The sequence below is a fragment of the Xanthomonas sp. LMC-A-07 genome, assembly GCF_030208825.1.
GTDB lineage: Bacteria > Pseudomonadota > Gammaproteobacteria > Xanthomonadales > Xanthomonadaceae > Xanthomonas > Xanthomonas campestris.
On record NZ_JARVTF010000005.1, the window covers coordinates 648,960 to 667,427 of the forward strand.

At 67.8% G+C, this 18,468-nt stretch carries 14 protein-coding genes; 3 read left to right on the forward strand and 11 right to left on the reverse strand.

What is annotated here, in order from left to right:
* Positions 1-100: 100 nt before the first annotated feature.
* The gene (gene proP, locus QRM89_RS05825) at positions 101-1,591 is read left to right on the forward strand and encodes a glycine betaine/L-proline transporter ProP (protein ID WP_285447499.1); all 1,491 of its coding nucleotides are present in this window, start codon (positions 101-103) and stop codon (positions 1,589-1,591) included.
* Positions 1,592-1,606: 15 nt separating this feature from the next.
* On the opposite strand, the gene QRM89_RS05830 is transcribed toward proP, so the two are convergent.
* Positions 1,607-2,065, reverse strand: coding sequence for an SRPBCC domain-containing protein (locus tag QRM89_RS05830; RefSeq protein WP_228443220.1), 459 nt, complete (start codon positions 2,063-2,065; stop codon positions 1,607-1,609).
* Between the two features lie 147 nt (positions 2,066-2,212).
* On the opposite strand from QRM89_RS05830, the gene QRM89_RS05835 reads away from it, so the two are divergent.
* Entirely contained in the window at positions 2,213-3,031 is an 819-nt protein-coding gene (locus QRM89_RS05835) for an EcsC family protein (protein WP_162274428.1), read from the forward strand.
* Between the two features lie 83 nt (positions 3,032-3,114).
* Here the strand turns inward: QRM89_RS05835 and QRM89_RS05840 are convergent, their stop codons facing one another.
* Positions 3,115-3,471, reverse strand: coding sequence for a hypothetical protein (locus tag QRM89_RS05840; RefSeq protein ID WP_285447500.1), 357 nt, complete (start codon positions 3,469-3,471; stop codon positions 3,115-3,117).
* 181 nt (positions 3,472-3,652) lie between these two features.
* On the opposite strand from QRM89_RS05840, the gene QRM89_RS05845 reads away from it, so the two are divergent.
* A complete protein-coding gene (locus QRM89_RS05845; protein ID WP_228437274.1) occupies positions 3,653-4,291 on the forward strand; it encodes a DUF938 domain-containing protein in 639 nt (212 codons plus the stop codon).
* Positions 4,292-4,368: 77 nt separating this feature from the next.
* Here QRM89_RS05845 and QRM89_RS05850 read toward each other — a convergent pair whose 3' ends face one another.
* The 9 genes from QRM89_RS05850 to QRM89_RS05890 form a co-directional block, all read right to left on the reverse strand.
* Positions 4,369-6,135, reverse strand: a complete 1,767-nt coding sequence (locus tag QRM89_RS05850) for a carboxypeptidase regulatory-like domain-containing protein (protein WP_285447501.1) — start codon at positions 6,133-6,135, stop codon at positions 4,369-4,371.
* Positions 6,136-6,283: 148 nt separating this feature from the next.
* Positions 6,284-8,539: a hypothetical protein gene (locus QRM89_RS05855; protein WP_285447502.1), complete on the reverse strand. Its 2,256-nt coding sequence runs from the start codon at positions 8,537-8,539 to the stop codon at positions 6,284-6,286.
* Positions 8,536-9,717 (reverse strand): BatA domain-containing protein, encoded by a 1,182-nt coding sequence (locus QRM89_RS05860; RefSeq protein ID WP_285447503.1) that lies wholly within the window; start codon positions 9,715-9,717, stop codon positions 8,536-8,538. Before QRM89_RS05860 ends, QRM89_RS05855 begins: the two co-directional genes overlap by 4 nt.
* Positions 9,718-9,865: 148 nt before the next feature.
* Positions 9,866-10,762 (reverse strand): DUF58 domain-containing protein, encoded by an 897-nt coding sequence (locus QRM89_RS05865; RefSeq protein ID WP_012436920.1) that lies wholly within the window; start codon positions 10,760-10,762, stop codon positions 9,866-9,868.
* Between the two features lie 13 nt (positions 10,763-10,775).
* Positions 10,776-11,768 (reverse strand): MoxR family ATPase, encoded by a 993-nt coding sequence (locus QRM89_RS05870; protein ID WP_285447504.1) that lies wholly within the window; start codon positions 11,766-11,768, stop codon positions 10,776-10,778.
* 303 nt (positions 11,769-12,071) lie between these two features.
* Entirely contained in the window at positions 12,072-12,893 is an 822-nt protein-coding gene (locus QRM89_RS05875; protein WP_285447505.1) for a DUF4159 domain-containing protein, read from the reverse strand.
* Positions 12,890-14,224, reverse strand: coding sequence for a TldD/PmbA family protein (locus QRM89_RS05880; RefSeq protein WP_014506027.1), 1,335 nt, complete (start codon positions 14,222-14,224; stop codon positions 12,890-12,892). The genes QRM89_RS05875 and QRM89_RS05880 overlap by 4 nt, the downstream gene beginning before the upstream one ends.
* A gap of 14 nt (positions 14,225-14,238) precedes the next feature.
* Positions 14,239-15,873, reverse strand: coding sequence for a TldD/PmbA family protein (locus QRM89_RS05885; RefSeq protein ID WP_019237062.1), 1,635 nt, complete (start codon positions 15,871-15,873; stop codon positions 14,239-14,241).
* A gap of 848 nt (positions 15,874-16,721) precedes the next feature.
* Entirely contained in the window at positions 16,722-18,350 is a 1,629-nt protein-coding gene (locus tag QRM89_RS05890; protein ID WP_285447506.1) for a TldD/PmbA family protein, read from the reverse strand.
* Between the last annotated feature and the right edge of the window lie 118 nt (positions 18,351-18,468).

Below are 18,468 nucleotides of genomic sequence, written 5' to 3' on the forward strand. Positions count from 1 at the left end.
TCCACTGCATGTGCCTTAGCCGTGCAGCGCGTGATGTGCCGTGCCTTGCGTAGTGTCAGGGCGAGCAGGCAGCGATGGCCGCACCAGGAGACTTCCGCATATGCACGACACGCGCGCGATCCGCTCGCATTTCGGTTGGTTCAAACGCCGCCGCCAATTGCAACTCGACGAGGTCACCGTGGTGGACCGCGGCATGCTGCGCAAGGCCGTGGGCGCGGCCGCGCTGGGAAATGCAATGGAATGGTTCGACTTCGGCGTCTATGGCTATCTGGCGGTGACGCTGGGCCAGGTGTTCTTTCCGTCCAGCAATCCCACCGCGCAGTTGATCGCCACCTTTGCGACCTTCACCGTGGCGTTTTTGGTGCGCCCGATCGGCGGCATGGTGTTCGGCCCGCTCGGTGATCGCTATGGCCGGCAAAAGGTGCTAGCGGCCACCATGATCCTGATGGCGCTGGGCACCTTCAGCATCGGCCTGATTCCCTCGTACGCGCAGATCGGCCTGTGGGCGCCGGCGCTGTTGTTGCTGGCGCGGTTGCTGCAAGGGTTTTCCACCGGCGGCGAATACGGCGGCGCGGCGACCTTCATCGCCGAATATGCCACCGACCGCAATCGCGGCTTGATGGGCAGTTGGCTGGAATTTGGCACATTGGGCGGCTATATCGCCGGTGCGGCGACTGTCACCGCGCTGCACATTGCGCTGAGCAAGGCGCAGATGCTGGACTGGGGTTGGCGGGTGCCATTCCTGGTGGCCGGGCCGCTGGGGTTGCTCGGCCTGTACATGCGCATGAAGCTGGAAGAAACCCCGGCGTTTCGCGCCTATACCGAACAATCCGAACAGCGCGAACGCGAAACCGCAGGCCAGGGCCTGATGACCCTGCTGCGCCTGCATTGGCCGCAGCTGCTCAAATGCGTGGGCCTGGTGCTGGTGTTCAACGTCACCGACTACATGCTGCTGACCTACATGCCCAGCTATCTCAGCGTCACCATGGGCTACGCCGAGAGCAAGGGCTTGCTGCTGATCATCCTGGTGATGCTGGTGATGATGCCGCTCAACGTGGTCGGTGGCATGTTCAGCGACAAGCTGGGCCGGCGCCCGATGATCATCGGCGCGTGCGCGGCGTTATTCGCACTGGCGATCCCGTGCCTGTTGCTGATCGGCAGCGGCTCGGACGTGCTGATCTTCACCGGGTTGATGCTGCTTGGCCTGGCGCTGGTGTGTTTCACCAGCTCGATGCCTTCGACACTGCCGGCGCTGTTCTACACCCCGGTGCGCTATAGCGCGCTGTCGATCGCCTTCAACGTGTCGGTGTCGTTGTTCGGTGGCACCACGCCGTTGGTCACTGCGTGGCTGGTGGAGCGCACCGGCGACCCATTGGTGCCGGCGTATTACCTGATGGGTGCGGCGGCGATCGGTTTGGTGACGATGCTGTTCGTGCGCGAAACCGCCGGGCTGCCGCTGCGTGGTTCGCCGCCGGCGGTGGCCAGCGACGCCGAAGCGCGCGCGCTGCTGCAGGGCGACAGCCCGGTCACGGTGGACGCGCAGTTGCCGCTGAGCGGCACGCCGTCGATCGGCCAGCCGCGCCCGGCGTAAGGCCCGGCGGCGCGCTCAGCGCAAGGCCGGGTCGCGGGTGTCGGGCATGTCCGGGTAGGGCATGCCCTGCCCGGTTTCCACGTAGCGTTTGAGGCTGCTGCCCAGGAAGAACTGCCAGCCCTGCGCACACACCTCGAAGCACGGCGAATCGCGGTAACCGGACTGCACGAAGTCCAGCCGCGTGCCATCGCTGGTGGACAGCAGATCAAAGCGCATCACCGTGCCCTCCCACGCGGTGGTGTCGAGCATGTTGGAGCGCTCGCAGCGCCAGCACACCTGCCGGTGGTCGGCACCGCCATCGATGTGCAGTTCTACCTGCCAGCCGTGGCCGCTCCAGTCCAGGCACACGCGCTCGCCTACCTGCCGCACCTCGCGCGTCCACCAGCGCGCCAGCTGCGCGGGCTCGGACAACGCGGCGGAGACCACCTCCGGGGCGGCGGCAATGACGAAGCTATGGCGGATCTCGCGGTTCATCGGTCACGGTGTTGCCTGCGCGGAGGCCGATGATCGCGCATCTTGCGCGCAACATGCAGTTTTCGCCGCGAAGGTTGTGCCCGCTTGTGCTCCGCTCACATGCGGCTGAGTACCATCGCCACAGGCCCCAAGACGATGACGACCGCCATGACGACGCTCCCGATCCCGGTGATGGATGCCGCAGCGCAGCACGATCTGGCCACAGCGCACGCGCTGCTGGAAAACCCCGGTGTGGCCGCACAGATCGCAAATACACTCGGCGCGCCCATCGAAAGCCTGGTGGCCAAGCGGCTGCCCAAGGTAGTGACGCGCAGCATCGACGGCGTCACCCGGCGCGCGCTGCAGGTGGCGATGAAATCCGCGCTGCTGAGCCTGCGCGGCAAGACCGTGGCGCACGCGCCGGCCGCCACCGCGCGGCACACCCTGGCGGTGGCTGTGGCCGGCGGCGCTGGCGGCTTTTTCGGCCTGCCTGGGCTGATGGTGGAATTGCCGGTGACCACTACGGTGATGCTGCGTTCCATCGCCGACATTGCGCGCTCGGAAGGCGAGTCCCTGCACGACCCGGAGACCGCGCTGGCCTGTCTGGAAGTGCTGGCGCACGGCGGCCGCAGCGTCAGCGACGACGGCGCCGAGTCGGGCTACTTCGCGGTGCGCACTGCGATGGCGCAGCAGCTCAGCGCCGCCGCGCACTACGTGGCCGCGCACGGCTTCGCCAGCAAGGGCGCGCCGGCATTGGTGTCGCTGGTCTCGCGCATTGCCGCCAAGTTCTCGGTCAACGTGGGCGAAAAACTCGCCGTGCAGGCCGTACCGCTGGTGGGCGCGGTGAGCGGCGCCACGCTCAACACCTTATTCATGCGCCACTTTCAGGCGATGGCGCGCGGGCACTTCATCGTGCGCCGGCTGGAACGCCGCTTCGGCGCCGAGGCGGTGCGCCGCGCGTATGACGCGTTGCCTGCGCCGCGCTGAGTGCAGGCTGAGCATCGGATCGATCAGATGGGGAACGTAGTCTGTCCGATCCGATGCAGCCCGGACGGGATGTCAGGCGTCGATCACAGTGGTTGTGGCGTGCACAGTGCGCGTGCCGTAGCGGAGCCGATGAATTGGTTGTTTGCGTCGCTCACCGTGACGGTGGCATTGATGAACATGCTGCCGCGTGGACAGTAAAAAGAGCACTCAGAACTATTGCTGCAATTCCTGGGGAAAATGGCACCTGCGGTATTGCTGAAACTCCATGCGTATTTAAGTGGCCTGGGCGAGCTGGGGCTTTCGACGCCCGCCCAGCAGTAATCGCTTCCGTTACAGTCGAGCATGACCGTAGATGACTGCGCTGCCGCGCTGGGCGAGGCGGTCATTCCAACAACGACCAATAAAAGACTCCCGGTGCAAAAAGCAACAGCCTTGTTCATGCACATATCCTCGTGAGTAAGTCCCCCATGTGATAGTGCCCAAGCGAAGAATCTACATCTGCGATAGACATCTCCGTTTTGTGGATATCCACGGAGCGAGATGACGAATGACAACCCAGTCGCATGACCTCGTATTATCTCGCCATGCATATTGCATGACGATTTCCAAGGCGCTGTTGCCATGACCAAACCCTTTGCCCCCGCCTCCGCACGCAACCGCGATCCGATTCTGAGCGTGCTGCAGCGGTACTTCGCTGACCGGCAGCATGTGTTGGAGATCGGTGCGGGCACCGGGCAGCATGCGGTGCACTTCGCTGCTGCGATGCCGTGGTTGCGCTGGCAGGCCAGCGACCACCCGGACCATTTGCCGGGGATGCGGCAGTGGCTGGACGAAGCCGCGTTGCCGAATACGCCGCCGCCGGTTGCACTGCAGGCGGTGTTGACGCCCGCGCCGGGTCTGGCACCGGCGCCACCGTTGCCGCCGGTGCAGGCAGGCATGCCCGCCGGTTACGACGCCATCTACAGCGCCAACACCTTGCACATCATGGGCTGGCCACAGGTGCAGGCGTTGTTTGCCGGCTTGCCTGCGGTGATGGCGCCGCAGGCGGTGCTGGTGATCTATGGGCCGTTCAACCGCAACGGTGAATTCACCAGCGATAGCAATCGCGACTTCGATGCGATGTTGCGCGCCCGCGATGCGGCGTCGGGTATTCGCGATGCCGCGGAGGTGGATGTACTGGCCGCGCAGGTGGGCTTGCAGCTGGTGGACGATGTGGACATGCCGGCGAACAACCGTTGCCGGGTGTGGCAGCGCGCTTGATCCTTTGGTGGCGATGACGCCGCGCTTTTGCGTTGGAAGGAACTCATTTGCGCCGTTGGCAACGCGGCACTGCCCTGTCAGGTGCGCCGCCGTTCCAACCACCACACCCCCGCAGCCACGGTAAGCCAGGCGAGCAGCCACGGCCAGCGTGCGCCGGGGTGCGCTGTTGGTGTGGCAGCGCTCGCGCGGCTGGAGCCGCTGGCCGCCAGTGCAGCGGTGGCCTCGCGCAGCTGTTGGCGATACCGCGCGGGCGCGTCGGTGGGCGCGCGCACAAACAGCCAGCGTTGGGTGGTGCCGGTCTGCAGGCGATGCCAGCCGGTGGCGGCCGGCCAGTAGCCGGCGCAAGGCGGCGCGCTGCCGCTGCGTTCGGGCAGCAGCGGCTGGCGGCTGCCATCGGGCGCAATCACGTGGGCGTCTGCGCCCACATCGCACAAGGTCATGCGTTGCTGCACCCAGCCGTCCTGCACTGGCGCGGGAAGTGCGGCGCCTGGGCGTGCCACCGCGCCGAGCAGTTGCGCCCACAGCTGTGCATGCAGGTCGCTGCGGCCTGCCAATACCAGCGCGTAGCTGTCGTCGACCACGCTCACGCCGATGCGCCCGCGGCCGGCGCTGCGCCACCAGCCCAGTGCGGTGCCATCGCTGGCGAGTGCGGCGACGATGGCGTCTTGAACCTGTGGTTGCAGCGTGCGGCGTTGCAGGGGCGGCACGGCGGTGTCGGTGGTTGTGCTGCCGGTGTTGGTAGTGGTGTCGGTGCCGGCGTCGGCCGGCGCCGCTGCCACGGTCACCGCGGTGCTGGTGTCGCCGCCGCTCACCGGCAGGCCGAGCGCGGCGAGCGCGCTGCGGGTGGCCGCATCCACCGGGCCGGTCACCCGCACCAGCACGCCCAGGCCGCGTGCGATGGCGGCGCCCAGCAGCTGGCGTTGTGCTGCGCTCAAGGCCAGCAGGCGGCGGGTGTCGAGCACCAGCACATCCAGCTGGTCGAGGCTGGCGGCGTCCAGGCTGGCCGCATCGCCCAGCTGCAGGCCGGCGCTCACGGTCACCTGGCTACGTACGGTCAGGCCGGCATCGCTGGCCCAGCGGCGCAGGTATTTGACCTCCGGCTGCGGGGCGCCGGCTAGCAACAGCAGCCGGACCGGCGGCACCGGGACCACCTGCACCGGCACCGCCAGATGCCCGCGCTCGGCGCCGGCCGCATCGCGCAGGCGCAGGCCGAACAGCACCTGCCCGGGCGCGCGCGCCAGGCCGTGCAGGCGCACCTGGCCGTGCGCATCCGGCGAGGCGCGGTCGACGCGTTGGCCGGCCGGGTCGAGCAGTTCGACTTGTGCGCCCGGCAGGCCCTGCACCTGCGCGGCGATGGTCAAGACTTCGCCGGGCGCCACCGACGGCGGTGCCCAGGCGGCGACCAGACCGGCCGGTGCCGGGCTCGGCTGCATCCGCACCGGCACGCGCACGGCGTCGCGGTCGCGCGCGGGCAGGCCGTCGCCATGCACGATCACGGTGGTGGTGCCGGGCGCGCGGCGCAGCGCGGTGGCCAGGTCCGGCATGCGGGCGACACCCGGCAAGCGCGGGGCTTCCGGCAACGCCACCCACTGCGCGGCCTGGCCCACCTGCGCGGGTTGGGTGCCGGCCGTGGCCACGTGCAGCGGGCCACCGTCCTGCAGATGCGGCGGCGGCAACAGCACCGGGTAGAGCAGGGCAGCCAGCACGGGTTGGGCCGCAAGCAACAGCCATAGCCTGCCGCGCGGCAGCGGGTGGCGTGCGTGCGCGCGCAGCAACCGCAGCCAGCCCAGCACCACTACCAGCAGCAAGGCCGCGCCGACGATCCAGGGCAGGGCGACGGTCATGACCGCCCCCTCTGAGCCGCATCACGAAGCACCGATGCTGGCGGACGCAGCGGGCGGGCCAGCGCGCGCTGCCGGTGGCCGGCTTCTGATCGGCAGGACCAGGACCCGGGAGAACGGGATGCGGCAAGCATCGGCGGCACGGCAGCGGTCATGGCTGTGGCGCCTCGCGCAGGGCATCCAGGTACCGCTGGCCGCGCGCGTCCGCGGCCGGGCGGCGGTGCACCGGGGCCGGCGGCGCGGTGACCGTGCGCCACACCAGGGCGCGCAGCTGCGCCCGGCACGCGCGGCAGGCCGGTTCGCTGCGCAGGGTCTCCACCGCGGCGGCCAGGCTGAGCGGGTCGGGCAGCTGGTCCTGTGCGGTCTGCAGCCAGCGCGCGTACCGGTCGAGCAGCGCATCGGGCACCGCGCCGTCTTCGTCCAAGGCGCTCCACAGTGCCAACGCGGTGGGGTCCGTTGGCGGGCGGGTGTCGAGCGCGGCGGGGCGGTCGCCCAGGCCATCGCGCTTGCCGGTCATGCGCCGGCTCGGGTCGATCGGTGGCAACTCCGGCCCCACCCGCGCCAGGTAGATGCGCTCGGCCTGCTGCACCTGCTTGATGAAACCCAATGCCTTGTTGGCGTACGGCAATGCGCGCTCGGGGTGGCCCTGGCGCAGCTCGCCTTCGGATTGCCACATCTGGTCCAGCGCGGCGCGCAGCAGGGCGCGGGTCTGTGGGTCGAGCAACGTGGCTGCTTCGGCGTGGTCGTGGGTGTGGCCGAACTCGGTCAGCACGTCCTGTTCCTGACCAAACCCACCGCGCGCCGGCTGCGCGTCGTCGTGGTCATGGTCGTGCGGGTCCAGCGCGGCTGCGCCGGGTGGATGGTCGTGATCATCACCGGTGGCCTTGGCTGTGTGCTCGGCATGTGCGTGCTCGGGGGGCGGTGCCGGTGCATCGGCGGTGGGCATGTCGGCCGTGGGCAGGTCGTCGGCTGGCGCGTCGCTGGTGGGCGGCTCATCGGCAGTGGGTGGCCCCTTGGGCGCGCCTTCGCTCTCTTCGCCCAGGAACTGGCCATAGCGCAGCCGCAGCAGGCGCTGGTCCACGCCGATGGCGTCCGAGCGCTTGAGGTAGGTGGCCGCATCCAGGCGGGGTTTGTCTTTCAGCAGCGCCTCGGCGTCGATGATGATCTGGCGCTGGCTGCGGAAATACGCGGGCAAGGTCTGCTTGACGCTGGCCTCCAGCCCGGCGGCCTGGGTCTGCTGGGGCGGCGGCCAGCGCAGGATGACGCTGGCGCTGCGGCCTTCCTGCGGGGCGGGTTGGCGGGTGTCGCGCACCACCAGCTGGGCGATCAGGTCATCGCCGGCGGCCATGCCCAGCGCCTGCGGCTGCAGCGTGGCCACGAAGCTGCGCCGGGTGGCCGGGCCACTGCCGGTGAGCGGGCGGCGCTCGGTGCGGAAGGTGATGTTCTCGCCGCTGCCCTGGGCCAGGGTCAGGCGCAGCTCGGCGCCGGCGGCCACGGCGTAGTCGTCGCTGGCCTCGAAGCGCAGCGTCCAGGCACCGTTGGCCGGCGTCCACAGCACCAGGCTCTGTTCGGGCGCGAGCACGCGCACCTGCGGTGGGCGGTCGGGTAGCACGTCGAGCCGGTGCAGGCGACGGTCGGCCGGCTGGCCGTCGATGAGGATGCGGTACAGCGTGGGGCGCTCGGCCAGCAGCTGGCCGTGCCACTGCTCGCCGTCTGGCTGCCGGGTCAGCGGGAGCACGCGGCCGTCGTTGAGACGCAGCGCCACCGTGCGCGGCGCCGGCTGCACCTGCAGCTGCCACTGCAGCCGGGTGCCAGCCGGGACCCGGCCATCCAGCTCCGGCAGCTCGGCCGGCGGCAACCCGGTGTAGGCCGGCGGTGTGCTGCGCAGCCGGGCCTGGCGCAGGGCGGGTTTGCCGGCTGCGGCGCGCGCGGTGGCGACTGGGTCGGTGGTGGGCGCGGCGGGTGCGCTGGGCTGTGGCCACACCAGCACCGCGACGCCGGCCAGCACGCCGAGCAGGGTCCACGGCCACCAATGCCAGGGCCAGGCCGGGCGCAGGTTGCGCGGGCTGGCGTGCAGGCGCTGCTCCAGGCGCTGGCGTTGCAAGGTCTGCAAGGGGCCCAGCGCGGCGGGTGTGGCAAATAGCAGGTCGCTGCTGTCGTCCAGGTCCGGTGCCTGGTTCAGGCGGCGGATCAGCCAGGCCTGGTCCAGCCGACGCGCGGCTTGCCAGGCCGCCACGGCCAACGCGACCAGGCTCGCCAGCAGCACCAGCCAAGCAGCTGTGCCCGCGCCCAGCCGCCAGCTCAGCAGCGCCGGCAGCAGCGCCAACGGCAGCCAGAACAGCAGCACCGCTGCCGCGCGCCGCCGCCGCGCCGCCTGCCAGGCGCGTTGCAGTGCGGGCGTGCTCATGCCGCCCTCCCCCGGCGCGGACCGGTGGCCAGCCAGCGTTCGATACCGAACAGCAGCAGCACCAGGCCGATCAGCCAGGGCGCCAGTGGCTGTGGATCGATGCTCAGGCGGATGGCCGGGCCACGCACGGGGCGCACGGCCTGCGCCACCGCGCGCTGCGGGGTGGGACGCGGTTGCAGGGCCTCCTGCAGGCGGGTGGGGAAGTCGGCGTCCAGCAGCGCCGGCAGCGGCTGCGGTTGCAGCGGTGCGGCCCAGCGCAGCACCTGGCCGCGCCCGAGCGCAGCGGCGTCCAGCACGCGCGCGCCCTGGGCATCACGCAACAGCGGCTGCAGCGGCGCGCTGAGCGAGGACGGCAACGGCGTGCCGGCAGCGAGCAGCAGCTGGCCGCCGGCCGTGGCCCAGGCAATGACCGACGCCGGCGGCGCGCGCTGCGGCAACCACACCACCAGCGTGCCCGGTGCCCAGCGGCTAGGCACCGCCGTCTCCGGCGTGCTGACCGGCAGCGCCCCAGGCGTGGCCCAGGCGGCATGCACCGCGCGCAGATAGCGCAGTGCCGGTGCGGCGGCATCACCGGCAATCACCTGCAGGCGCAGTGGTGCGGGGGGCGCGTCCGCGGGCACGGGCGAGCGCCCGGGCGCCACCTGCCACTCCACATGGCGACCCAGCTGCAGGCGCTGCGCATCCAGCCGGCCCCACTGCGCCGGCACGATCACGCCAAGCGTGCTGGCGGCGGGCAGGCTGGCGTCGAGCTCGCGCAGCAGGCTGGTGGCCGCGGCAGTGCTGCCGGCCGGCACCGCAGGCGCGCGCGTCTGCGCATTGATCGGCGGAAAGCCAGGCGCCAACCACACCCACTGCGCATCGGCTGCGCGCGCGCGCAGGCGCACGGTGGCCAGATCCACCCCCGGGCTCACCGCAATGCGCGGGCGTGCATCGTCGTGATCACGCAGCGCCGGCTCGGCCAGCAACACGGCCAGCGCCGCCAGCAACACCAGGCGCACCAGCAGCAGCGGCCATTCGTCGAAACGCACGCGGTGACGCGGGCGCGGCAGGGCACGCAACCAACGCAGCGCAGCGAAGTCGGTGGGGCGGTGCTCGCTGCGCCGCGCCAGATGGATCAGCAACGGCAGCACCAGGGCGGCAAGGGCGGCCAGGCCGGCGGGAAAGAGCAACAGCATCATCGCGCCGCTGCCGTGGGTGCGGATGGATGCGGCGATGCCTGCATGCGTGCGGATGGCGTGCGGACGTCATGCATGTCATGCGTACCGGCAGCGTTGACGCATGCCGCACCACGCCGCCGCATTGCACTGGCGAGAACGCACCGGCCCCTCATCGCCGCGCCTCGCGCGCGAACAACTGCCGCAGGGCCATGTCCGGCGGCGCATCCAGGTAATGCACGGCGTGCGCAATGCCGGCGGCGTGCCAGCGCGCCTGCCGCGCGCGCTGTGCCTGATCGAAGCGCTGCAGGTAGTCCGCGCGCATGGCCGCGCCATCGCCCAGCAGTTCCTCGCCGGTCTCCGGGTCGCGGAAGCGGTGCCCGCCGTTGAAGGGGAAGTCGCGCTCGTCGCAGGTCAGCACCTGCAGCTGCAGCACGTCGCGGCGCGCGGCGGCGAGTTTTTCCAGCGCCTCCAGCAAGGCATCGTCGAAGCCATCGCCGATCGACAGCACCAGCGCATGCGCGGCGATGCGTTCCCACAGCGGGCGCAGCGCATCCATGCCCGGCCAGGCGCCGCCGGCCCGCAGCCCGTGCAGGGCCAGCCACAGCCGGTCGCGCTGACGCGGCCCGCCGCCGGCCGGCACCGCCACCAGCCCGCCGCCATGCACCGCAAACAGGCCGACCTGGTCGCCTTGGCGCAGCGCCACTTCGGCTGCGCAGGCGGCCAGTGTGGCCATCGCCTGCAGGCGCGTGCTGCCGGGGCGCGCCTGATCGGCCTGGCCGGCGGAGGCGGTGGCGTCGAGCAAGAGCCAGAGCGTGAGCGGGCTCTCGCGCTCGGCTTCGCGCACAAAGAAACGGTCCGAGCGTGCGTAGAGTTTCCAGTCGATCTGGCGCAGCGCATCGCCGGGTTCGTAGGCGCGGTACTGGGCAAATTCCAGCCCGGCCCCGCGGCTGCGGCTGGCGTGCTGGCCGATGCCCTGCTGGCCCTGCGCGTTGCGCGCGTGCAACTGCAGGCCACGCAGGCGGCTGCGCAGCGCGGCGGGAATCAGGGCCGGCACGTCGATACTCACGCGTGTGGATGCCTTACGCGGGGTACGGCACGGCGCGCAGCAGCGCGGCGATGACATCATCGGCGCTGCGTTGTTCGGCCTCGGCGGCGAACGACAGCAGCAGGCGGTGGCGCATCACCGGCGCGGCCAGTGCGGTGACGTCCTCGCGCGTGGCCGCCAGGCGGCCATGCAGCAACGCACGCGCCTTGGACGCGAGCACCAGCGACTGCCCGGCACGCGGGCCGGCGCCCCACTTGATCCACTGGCGCACCTCCTCGCTGGCCTGCGGACCAGGCCGGCTTGCGCGCACCAAGCGGTTGATCCAGGTCAGCAGATCCGCACCCACGTGCACCTCGCGAACATGCTGCTGCAGCGCCTGCACGCTGGCCGCATCCATCACCTTGGGCACCTGTGCGCTGGCAGTGCCGGTGGTCTGGGCGAGGATGTCGCGCTCTTCCTGCTCGCTGGGGTAATCCACGCGCACATGCAGCAGAAAACGGTCCAGCTGCGCTTCCGGCAGTGGATAGGTGCCGGCCTGTTCGATCGGATTCTGCGTGGCCAGCACGAAGAACGGCACCGGCAATGCATAGGTGGTGCCGGCGTAGCTGACGGTGCGCTCGCTCATCGCTTCCAGCAACGCGGCCTGGGTCTTGGGCGGAGTGCGATTGAGTTCGTCGGCCAGCAGCAGGTTGGTGAAGATGGGGCCTTGCTGGAAGCGGAAATGCCGGTGCCCAGTGCCGTGATCTTCTTCCAGCAGTTCGGTGCCCAGGATGTCGCTGGGCATCAGGTCCGGAGTGAACTGCACGCGCCGGAACTGCAGCTCTAGCGCCTGGCCTAGCGAGCGCACCAGCAGCGTCTTGCCCAACCCGGGCGCGCCTTCGAGCAGGCAGTGGCCGCCGGCCAGCAGGCCGATCAGCAGTTGTTCGACCACCGCCTCCTGGCCCACCACCGCCTGCGCCAACGCTGCACGCAGCGCGCCGAGTTTGGAGAGCTGTGCGGTGAGGAGGTCGTCATTGGGGGAGCTCATGCGGGAAGTCTCGTCGTGGGCAGTGTGCTTAGCGTGGTGCGTGTGGTGCATGTCATCGCAAGGACAAGGGCAAGGGTGCGATGCGTGTGGATGTGGCGATGCAGGAGCGTGCTTGGGCGCGATGGGTGACCGGTGACGCCGCATCGCGCGCAGGCGCGCCCCTACGGGGATGGTGGCTTGTCATTGCATCTATCGCTCTGTGCATCTCCAACTCGGCCCTGCAATGTTCTCTCTGACTTGGTAGGAGCGCACTCGTGCGCGATGCCTTACCGATGCAACAAAAACACGCGCCCACCTGGTTCATCAATTGGTCAATGCATACATGACGATGTTCACTGCAAACTTGGTGTTGTCTTCGGCCAGGAAGCGCTTGTTGCGCCAGTCGTAATCCCATTCGCAGCCATAGTCCTTGTTGCTGTAGAGCACCCCGAGCCGGCCGTCGATGGCGATGCCCTTGAGGTAGTCGTGCACCAGGTCGTCGCCCCAGCCATTGAGCTCGAAGCTCGTGGCCGGCGGGCCGTCCGGAAACTTGAAGAACGCGTTGTACAGGCGGTGGTTCTTTGGCAGTTTCTGCAGCGCGCTTTTGCCGAAGATCGAAGCCATCTGCGCTTCGAACGAGGTGGCGAACAGGCCATCGATGTCGTGATTGCAGTCGTCCACAAACACGAACCCGCCATTGCGCACGTAGCGTTCGAAATTGCGCCGCTCGGCCGGATTGAATTCCACCAACTTGTGCCCGGCCAGGTAGCAGAACGGCGCCTGCAATATGCGCGGATCGGACAAGGCAATCACATGTTCCTGCGGGTCCACACGCAGCTGCGTGTAATCGATCAGCGAGGTGATCAGGTTGGACGGCATGCGCGCATCCACATCCCAGTCACCGGAGTCGTAGCGCAAACGTGTAAACCAGAAATCGTAGTTGCCCGCCGCGCGCGCGCGCAACGGCAGCGCCAGGGTAGCGACGCTACCGAGCAGCAGGCCGAGGACGTGGCGCCGCGAAATGGGAGCCGGGAGACCGTGAAGGGGAGCCACAGGCGCGAGCGCCTGCAAGGTATCCGTCTGCAAAGAGCGGTTTCTGCTCTCCGATTCCCGAAGCCCCACTTCCGATTCCCGGCTCCGACTCACACCGCGTCCGACAACGAGGTAAACGTGAAATCACGCAGCCGCATCGGCGGAATCATCATCACGTAGCTGGACTCGTCACCGGCCACGCGCACCGGCTTGCCCAGCTCGTCGATGTTGTTGAGCATGATGATCGGCGATTCGTTGAAACGAAAATTCTTCACCGGGTATTTGATCTGCCCGTTCTCGATGTAGAACGTGCCATCGCGGGTCAAGCCGGTGAGCAGCACCGTCTGCGGGTCGACCATGCGGATGTACCAGGTGCGCGTGACCAGGATGCCCTTCTCGGTGCCGCGCACCAGCTCGGCAATGTTCTTCTCGCCACCTGCCATCAACAGGTTGCCCGGCTCGCCGATCGCACGCTTGCCGTTTTTCTGCGCCCAGAAGCGCGAATACTGCAGGTTGGCGATCTTGCCGTTTTCCACGATCGGCATCTTCTCGCGCGGCAGGCCTTCTTCATCCCACGGCATGACCGCCGCACGCGGGTCCCACGGGTCGGCGGTGATGTTCACGCGCGGGTCGTAGACCTGCTCGCCGAGCTTGTTGCCGCCACCCTTCTTGGACAGGAAGCTGCGGCCTTCATCGGCCATGCGCGCATCGAAGTAGCGCATCATGAACGAGATCAGGCCAGCGGCCGCAGCGGGCTCCAGAATCACCGTGTATTTGCCCGGTTCCAGCGCCTTGGCCTCGGCCGAATCGCTGGCCTTGCGCATCGCAATGCGCACGTCCTGCTCGGCCTTGAAATCGGCGGCGTCTTTCAGGTTGCGCCCCACCCAGCCCGAGCCGCGGCCGTCTTCGGTGCGCACGGTGCAGGTGTAGTCGAAGCGGGCGCCGCGCTGATAGCCGAAGTTGCCCTTGCTATTGGCGAACGCGGTGAAGCTCTGGCCATCTTCCAGAAAGCCGGCGGCGATCAGGCCCTTGCCTTTGCACGGCGCGATCGAATCGGCCGCCACCTGCGCACGAAACGCCGGGTCGATGGCTGCAGTGGATTCGCTGAAGGTGGGGCTGGCGGTGTAGGTCTGCTTGTCGACGGCCGGCATGAATTCCGGGTTCTCCGGTGCCAGCCGTGCCAAGTCCTCGGCACGGCGTACCACGCGTTCCAGCGAGGCATCGTCGAACTCGTTGATGGTGGCCACGCCCACGCGCTTGCCGAACGCCACCTGCACCTGCAGGTCGGTGTTGTCGACGATGCCGCTGGTGGACACGTTATTGAGCGCAAAACGGATATTGCCGTCGATCGAGCCGGTGAGCTGTGCGGTGCACTCATCGGCCTTGGACAATTTGATGACCTTGTCCAGGATGGCCTTGGCCTGCGCTTCGGTAAGGATGCTCATCTAGTTTTCTCCTGTCAGCCGAGCGAGCGGGCGGTGTTGATGACGTTGATGCCGTCGAAACGGGCGGTGGACGAACCATGCGACACCGCCGACGATTGGCTCGGCTGGCCCTTGCCGTCGAAGAACGAACCGCCGAGGCGGTAGTCGCGTTGATCAGCCACGGCGCTGCAGGCATTCCAGAATTCCGGGGTGCGGATCTGGTAGGCCACGTCTTCGAGCATGCGGGTGATGGCGCCGTTCTTGATTTCGTAGAACAGCTGGCCGCCGAACTGCGCGTTGTAGCGCTGCTGGTCGATGGAGAACGAGCCATCGCCGATGATGTAGATGCCGTTTTCCACGTTCTTGATCAAATCGCTGACGCTCAGTGGCGTCTTGCCGGCCGCCAGCGAGACATTGGCCATGCGCTGGAACTGCACGCTCGACCACGAGTCCGCATAGCAGCAGCCATCGGAGGCGGTCTTGCCGAGAATATGCGCCTGGTCGCGGATGGCCTGGTAGTCCACCAGCTTGCCGTCGCGGATCAGATCCCACTGCTTGGTCTTGACGCCTTCATCGTCGTAACCCACCGCGCCCAGGCTGCCGGGCTGGGTTTTGTCGGCCAGGATATGCACCTTGTCGCTGCCGTACTGGAAGCCGGCCTTGAGCTTGTCGAGCGTGGCGAAACTGGTGCCGGCGAAGTTGGCCTCGTAGCCGAGCACGCGGTCCAGTTCCAGCGGGTGGCCCACCGACTCGTGGATGGTGAGCCAGGTGTGCGAGGGGTCCAGCACCAGGTCGTATTTGCCCGGCTTCACCGACGGCGCCTTGAGTTTTTCCTGCGCCTGCTTGGCCGCGGCGATGGCGTCTTCCTTCATGTCGTAAGACAAACCGTAATTCACCACGCCGTTGGGCGAAACGAACTTGCCCGAGGCCGCACCATCCAGATACTCGTAGCCCAGCCCCATCGGTGCGGACAGCCCATCGCGGGTGCGGAACTTGCCGCTGGCCTTGTCGATGGCGGTCACGCTCATCGGTGCCCAGATGCGGTGCACGTCCTGGTCGATGTAGGAGCCATCGGTGCTGGCGAAATACTTCTGTTCGTTGACCACGAACAGCATCGAATTGACGAAGTTGGCACCGGCGGCAGTGGCCGCGGCATTGACGCCGAGCAGCAAGTCCACCTTGTCCTTGATCGGCACTTCCATCGCGTTCTTCTTGATCGGCGTTTTCCAGCTGACTTCGCCCACGCCGGGTGTGGGAGCGAGCTGGACCGGTGTGCCCTGCACCTTGGCATTGGCCTTGGCAATTGCAGTTGCCTGTTGCGCGGCCTTGGCCACGCCTTGCTCGGTGAGATCGTTGGTGGCCGCAAAGCCCCACGCGCCCGCCACGATCACGCGGATGCCGGCACCGATGGACTCGGTGTTGACCACGTTCTGCACCTTGTCTTCGCGGGTGATCACGAACTGGCGCAGATACCGGCCGATGCGCACATCGCAATAGCTCGCACCACCCTGACGCGCCGCGGTGAGGCCGGCATCGGCCAGGCGCTTCTTGCGGCCCACATCGAAGGGTGTCAACAACTGCTCGGCGGCAATGGCCTTGCCGAAGTAGGCGGGCACGATCAGCCCACCCATGGTCAGCCCGGTCAGGGCCAGGAAATCACGTCGCTGCACGGCGAACTCCCCACTAGTCCCGCGCGGTGCGCGGGTATCCATTTGACGCGCGGATCGCTGCCCACGCGTGTCGACCCCGATTCTTGCTGGACGGTGAATCCCGCGTCAAATGACTTTCGGCAGGGGTGTAGCGGCAATCGCTGTGCTCGCGTGAGTCGAGCGGCACACGCTGACTGCATGCAACTGTGGCGAGCGGGGCTGGTTGCGTGCGCTTGATGCGTCATCGTGTCGGCACGCGATGGGATCGCTGAAAGGCGTGCATGCTCTTATTGGCGGTCGTGCAATGCGCGACGCGCACGCCCTCGTGCGCAGTGCCTGCTGCTTATAGCTCAGAGAGGCTAAAGACGAAGAGATCGTCTGCCGCGTGGCTGCAGGGCCCTTGCCCGCCCACCCCTCGCAGGACACGCTGCAAGTACGTCCCTGTAAGCTCTTACGCGGCATCCACGCCGCGTAAGGTCCCGCGACGGTGGGCGGGCAAGGACCAGTGGAGCGTGTCGGTTTGCGTGGTGCAAGCAGTGCACGACGTGCGTTGTTCGGATAACGGCGCGTCCGATCAGTGTCGCAGGGCAAACCGAGTAACACGCAGTCTTTCAACAAAGCAAGCGACTCACTTTCTGGTGCGGTGTCCTCGCCGATTGCGGGACCGTGTGGCGGCATGGATGCCGCCACCGAGTCTACATGGGCGTACTTGCGGCGTGTCCCGCGAGCGGCGAGGGCACCGCGCACTCGACTGACCAAGCTTTTGATCGCACCTAAACGACGCAACGACCTGCTGAGATTGTGGGTGTGTCTACTTGCAACCAGGACAGCTCTAACAAAGTGACCTACAAACCGTTTGTTGGCAGCTCTCAGCCCAACGAACGCGCGGTATTGATTACGTTGATGCCATCGAAGCGCGCCGTGGATGACCCATGCGACACCGCCGAGACCTGGCTGGGTTGGCCCTTGCCATCAAAGAACGAGCCTCCCAAACGGAAGTCACGTTCGTCGCAGACCGCGCTGCAGGCGTTCCAGAATTCCGGCGTGCGGATCTGATACGCGCCGTCTTCGACCAACCGCGTGACCTGGCCGTTCTCGATCTCGTAGAACAACTGCCCGCCGAATTGCGCGTTGTAGCGCTGCTGGTCGATCGAGTACGAACCGCGGCCATGGATGTACAGCCCACGCTCGACGTTCTTGATCATGTCCGCCACCGCCAGTGGCGTCTTGCCCGGGGCCAGCGACACATTGGGCATGCGCTGGAACTGCACGTTCGACCATGAATCGGCGTAGCTGCAGCCGTCGGAGGCGGTCTTGCCGAGCAGGTGCGCCTGATCGCGCGTGCATTGGTAGTCGACCAGGATGCCGTCCTTCACCAGCTCCCATTGCTTGCTCTTGACGCCCTCATCGTCGTACCCCACCGCGCCCAGGCTGCCGGGTTGGGTGCGGTCGGCAACGAAGGTCACCGCATCGCTGCCCCAGCGGTAACCGGCATCGCGCTTGTCCAGCGTGGCGAAGCTGGTGCCGGCGTAATTGGCCTCGTAGCCCAACACGCGATCGAGCTCGAGCGGGTGGCCCACCGATTCGTGGATGGTGAGGAACAAATTGCTCGGGTCGATCACCAGATCGTACTTGCCGGCCTTCACCGACGGCGCGGTGAGCTTTTCGCGCGCCTGCTTGGCCGCAGCGATTGCATCCTCGCGCGCATCGTAGCTGCGCCCGTAGCCGATGAGCCCGCCAGGCAGGCGATGCTTCTCGCCTGCGTCGCCATCCAGGTATTCGTAGCCCATGCCCATCGGGGAGGACAATCCATCGCGGGTGCGGAACTTGCCGCTGGCCTTGTCCACCGCGGTCACCGTGAATGGCAACCACAGCCGGTGCACGTCCTGGTCGATATAGGAGCCATCGCTGCTGGCGAAATACTTCTGCTCGTTGATCGCAAACATGCGTGAAGCCACGAACGTGGCGCCGGCATTCAATGCAGCGGCGTTGACGTCCATCAACAGCGCCACCTTGTCTTGCAGCGGCACTTCCATTGCGTTCTTTTTGATCGGTGTCTTCCAGCTGACCTGCCCGGCCGGTGTCACCGGCGCCAGCTGCACCGGCGTGCCGCCCAGGCGGGCGTTGGCCTTGGCGATCGCCACTGCCTGCCGCGTGGCGGTGGCCACGCCATCGCTGGTCAGCGTATTGGTCGCTGCAAAACCCCACGCGCCATCGGCCAGCACGCGCACGCCCACGCCGCTGGATTCGGCATTGACCACGTTCTCCACCTGCGCTTCGCGGGTGATCACGAACTGGCGCAGATACCGGCCCACGCGCACATCGCAATAGCTGGCGCCCGCGCCTTTGGCGGTGGTGAGCGCGGTGTCGGCCAGGCGCCGATTGCGCGCTGCATCCACCGGGCTGAGCAACTGCTCGGCAGCGATCAGGCGCGTGTTCGGCAGCAGCAACCCGGCAGCACCGATGCCGGACAAGGTGAGGAAGGTACGACGGTCCACAGCGGTTCTCCGTTGAAGGCGAGCGGCACGACTCCCCGCCGCGCCAGCCCCCGAGACTCGCCCGTGTAGGCGACAGCGGTCAAGGGGGCGGTGCCGGCATGGCGTCAGGCGGCTCCAA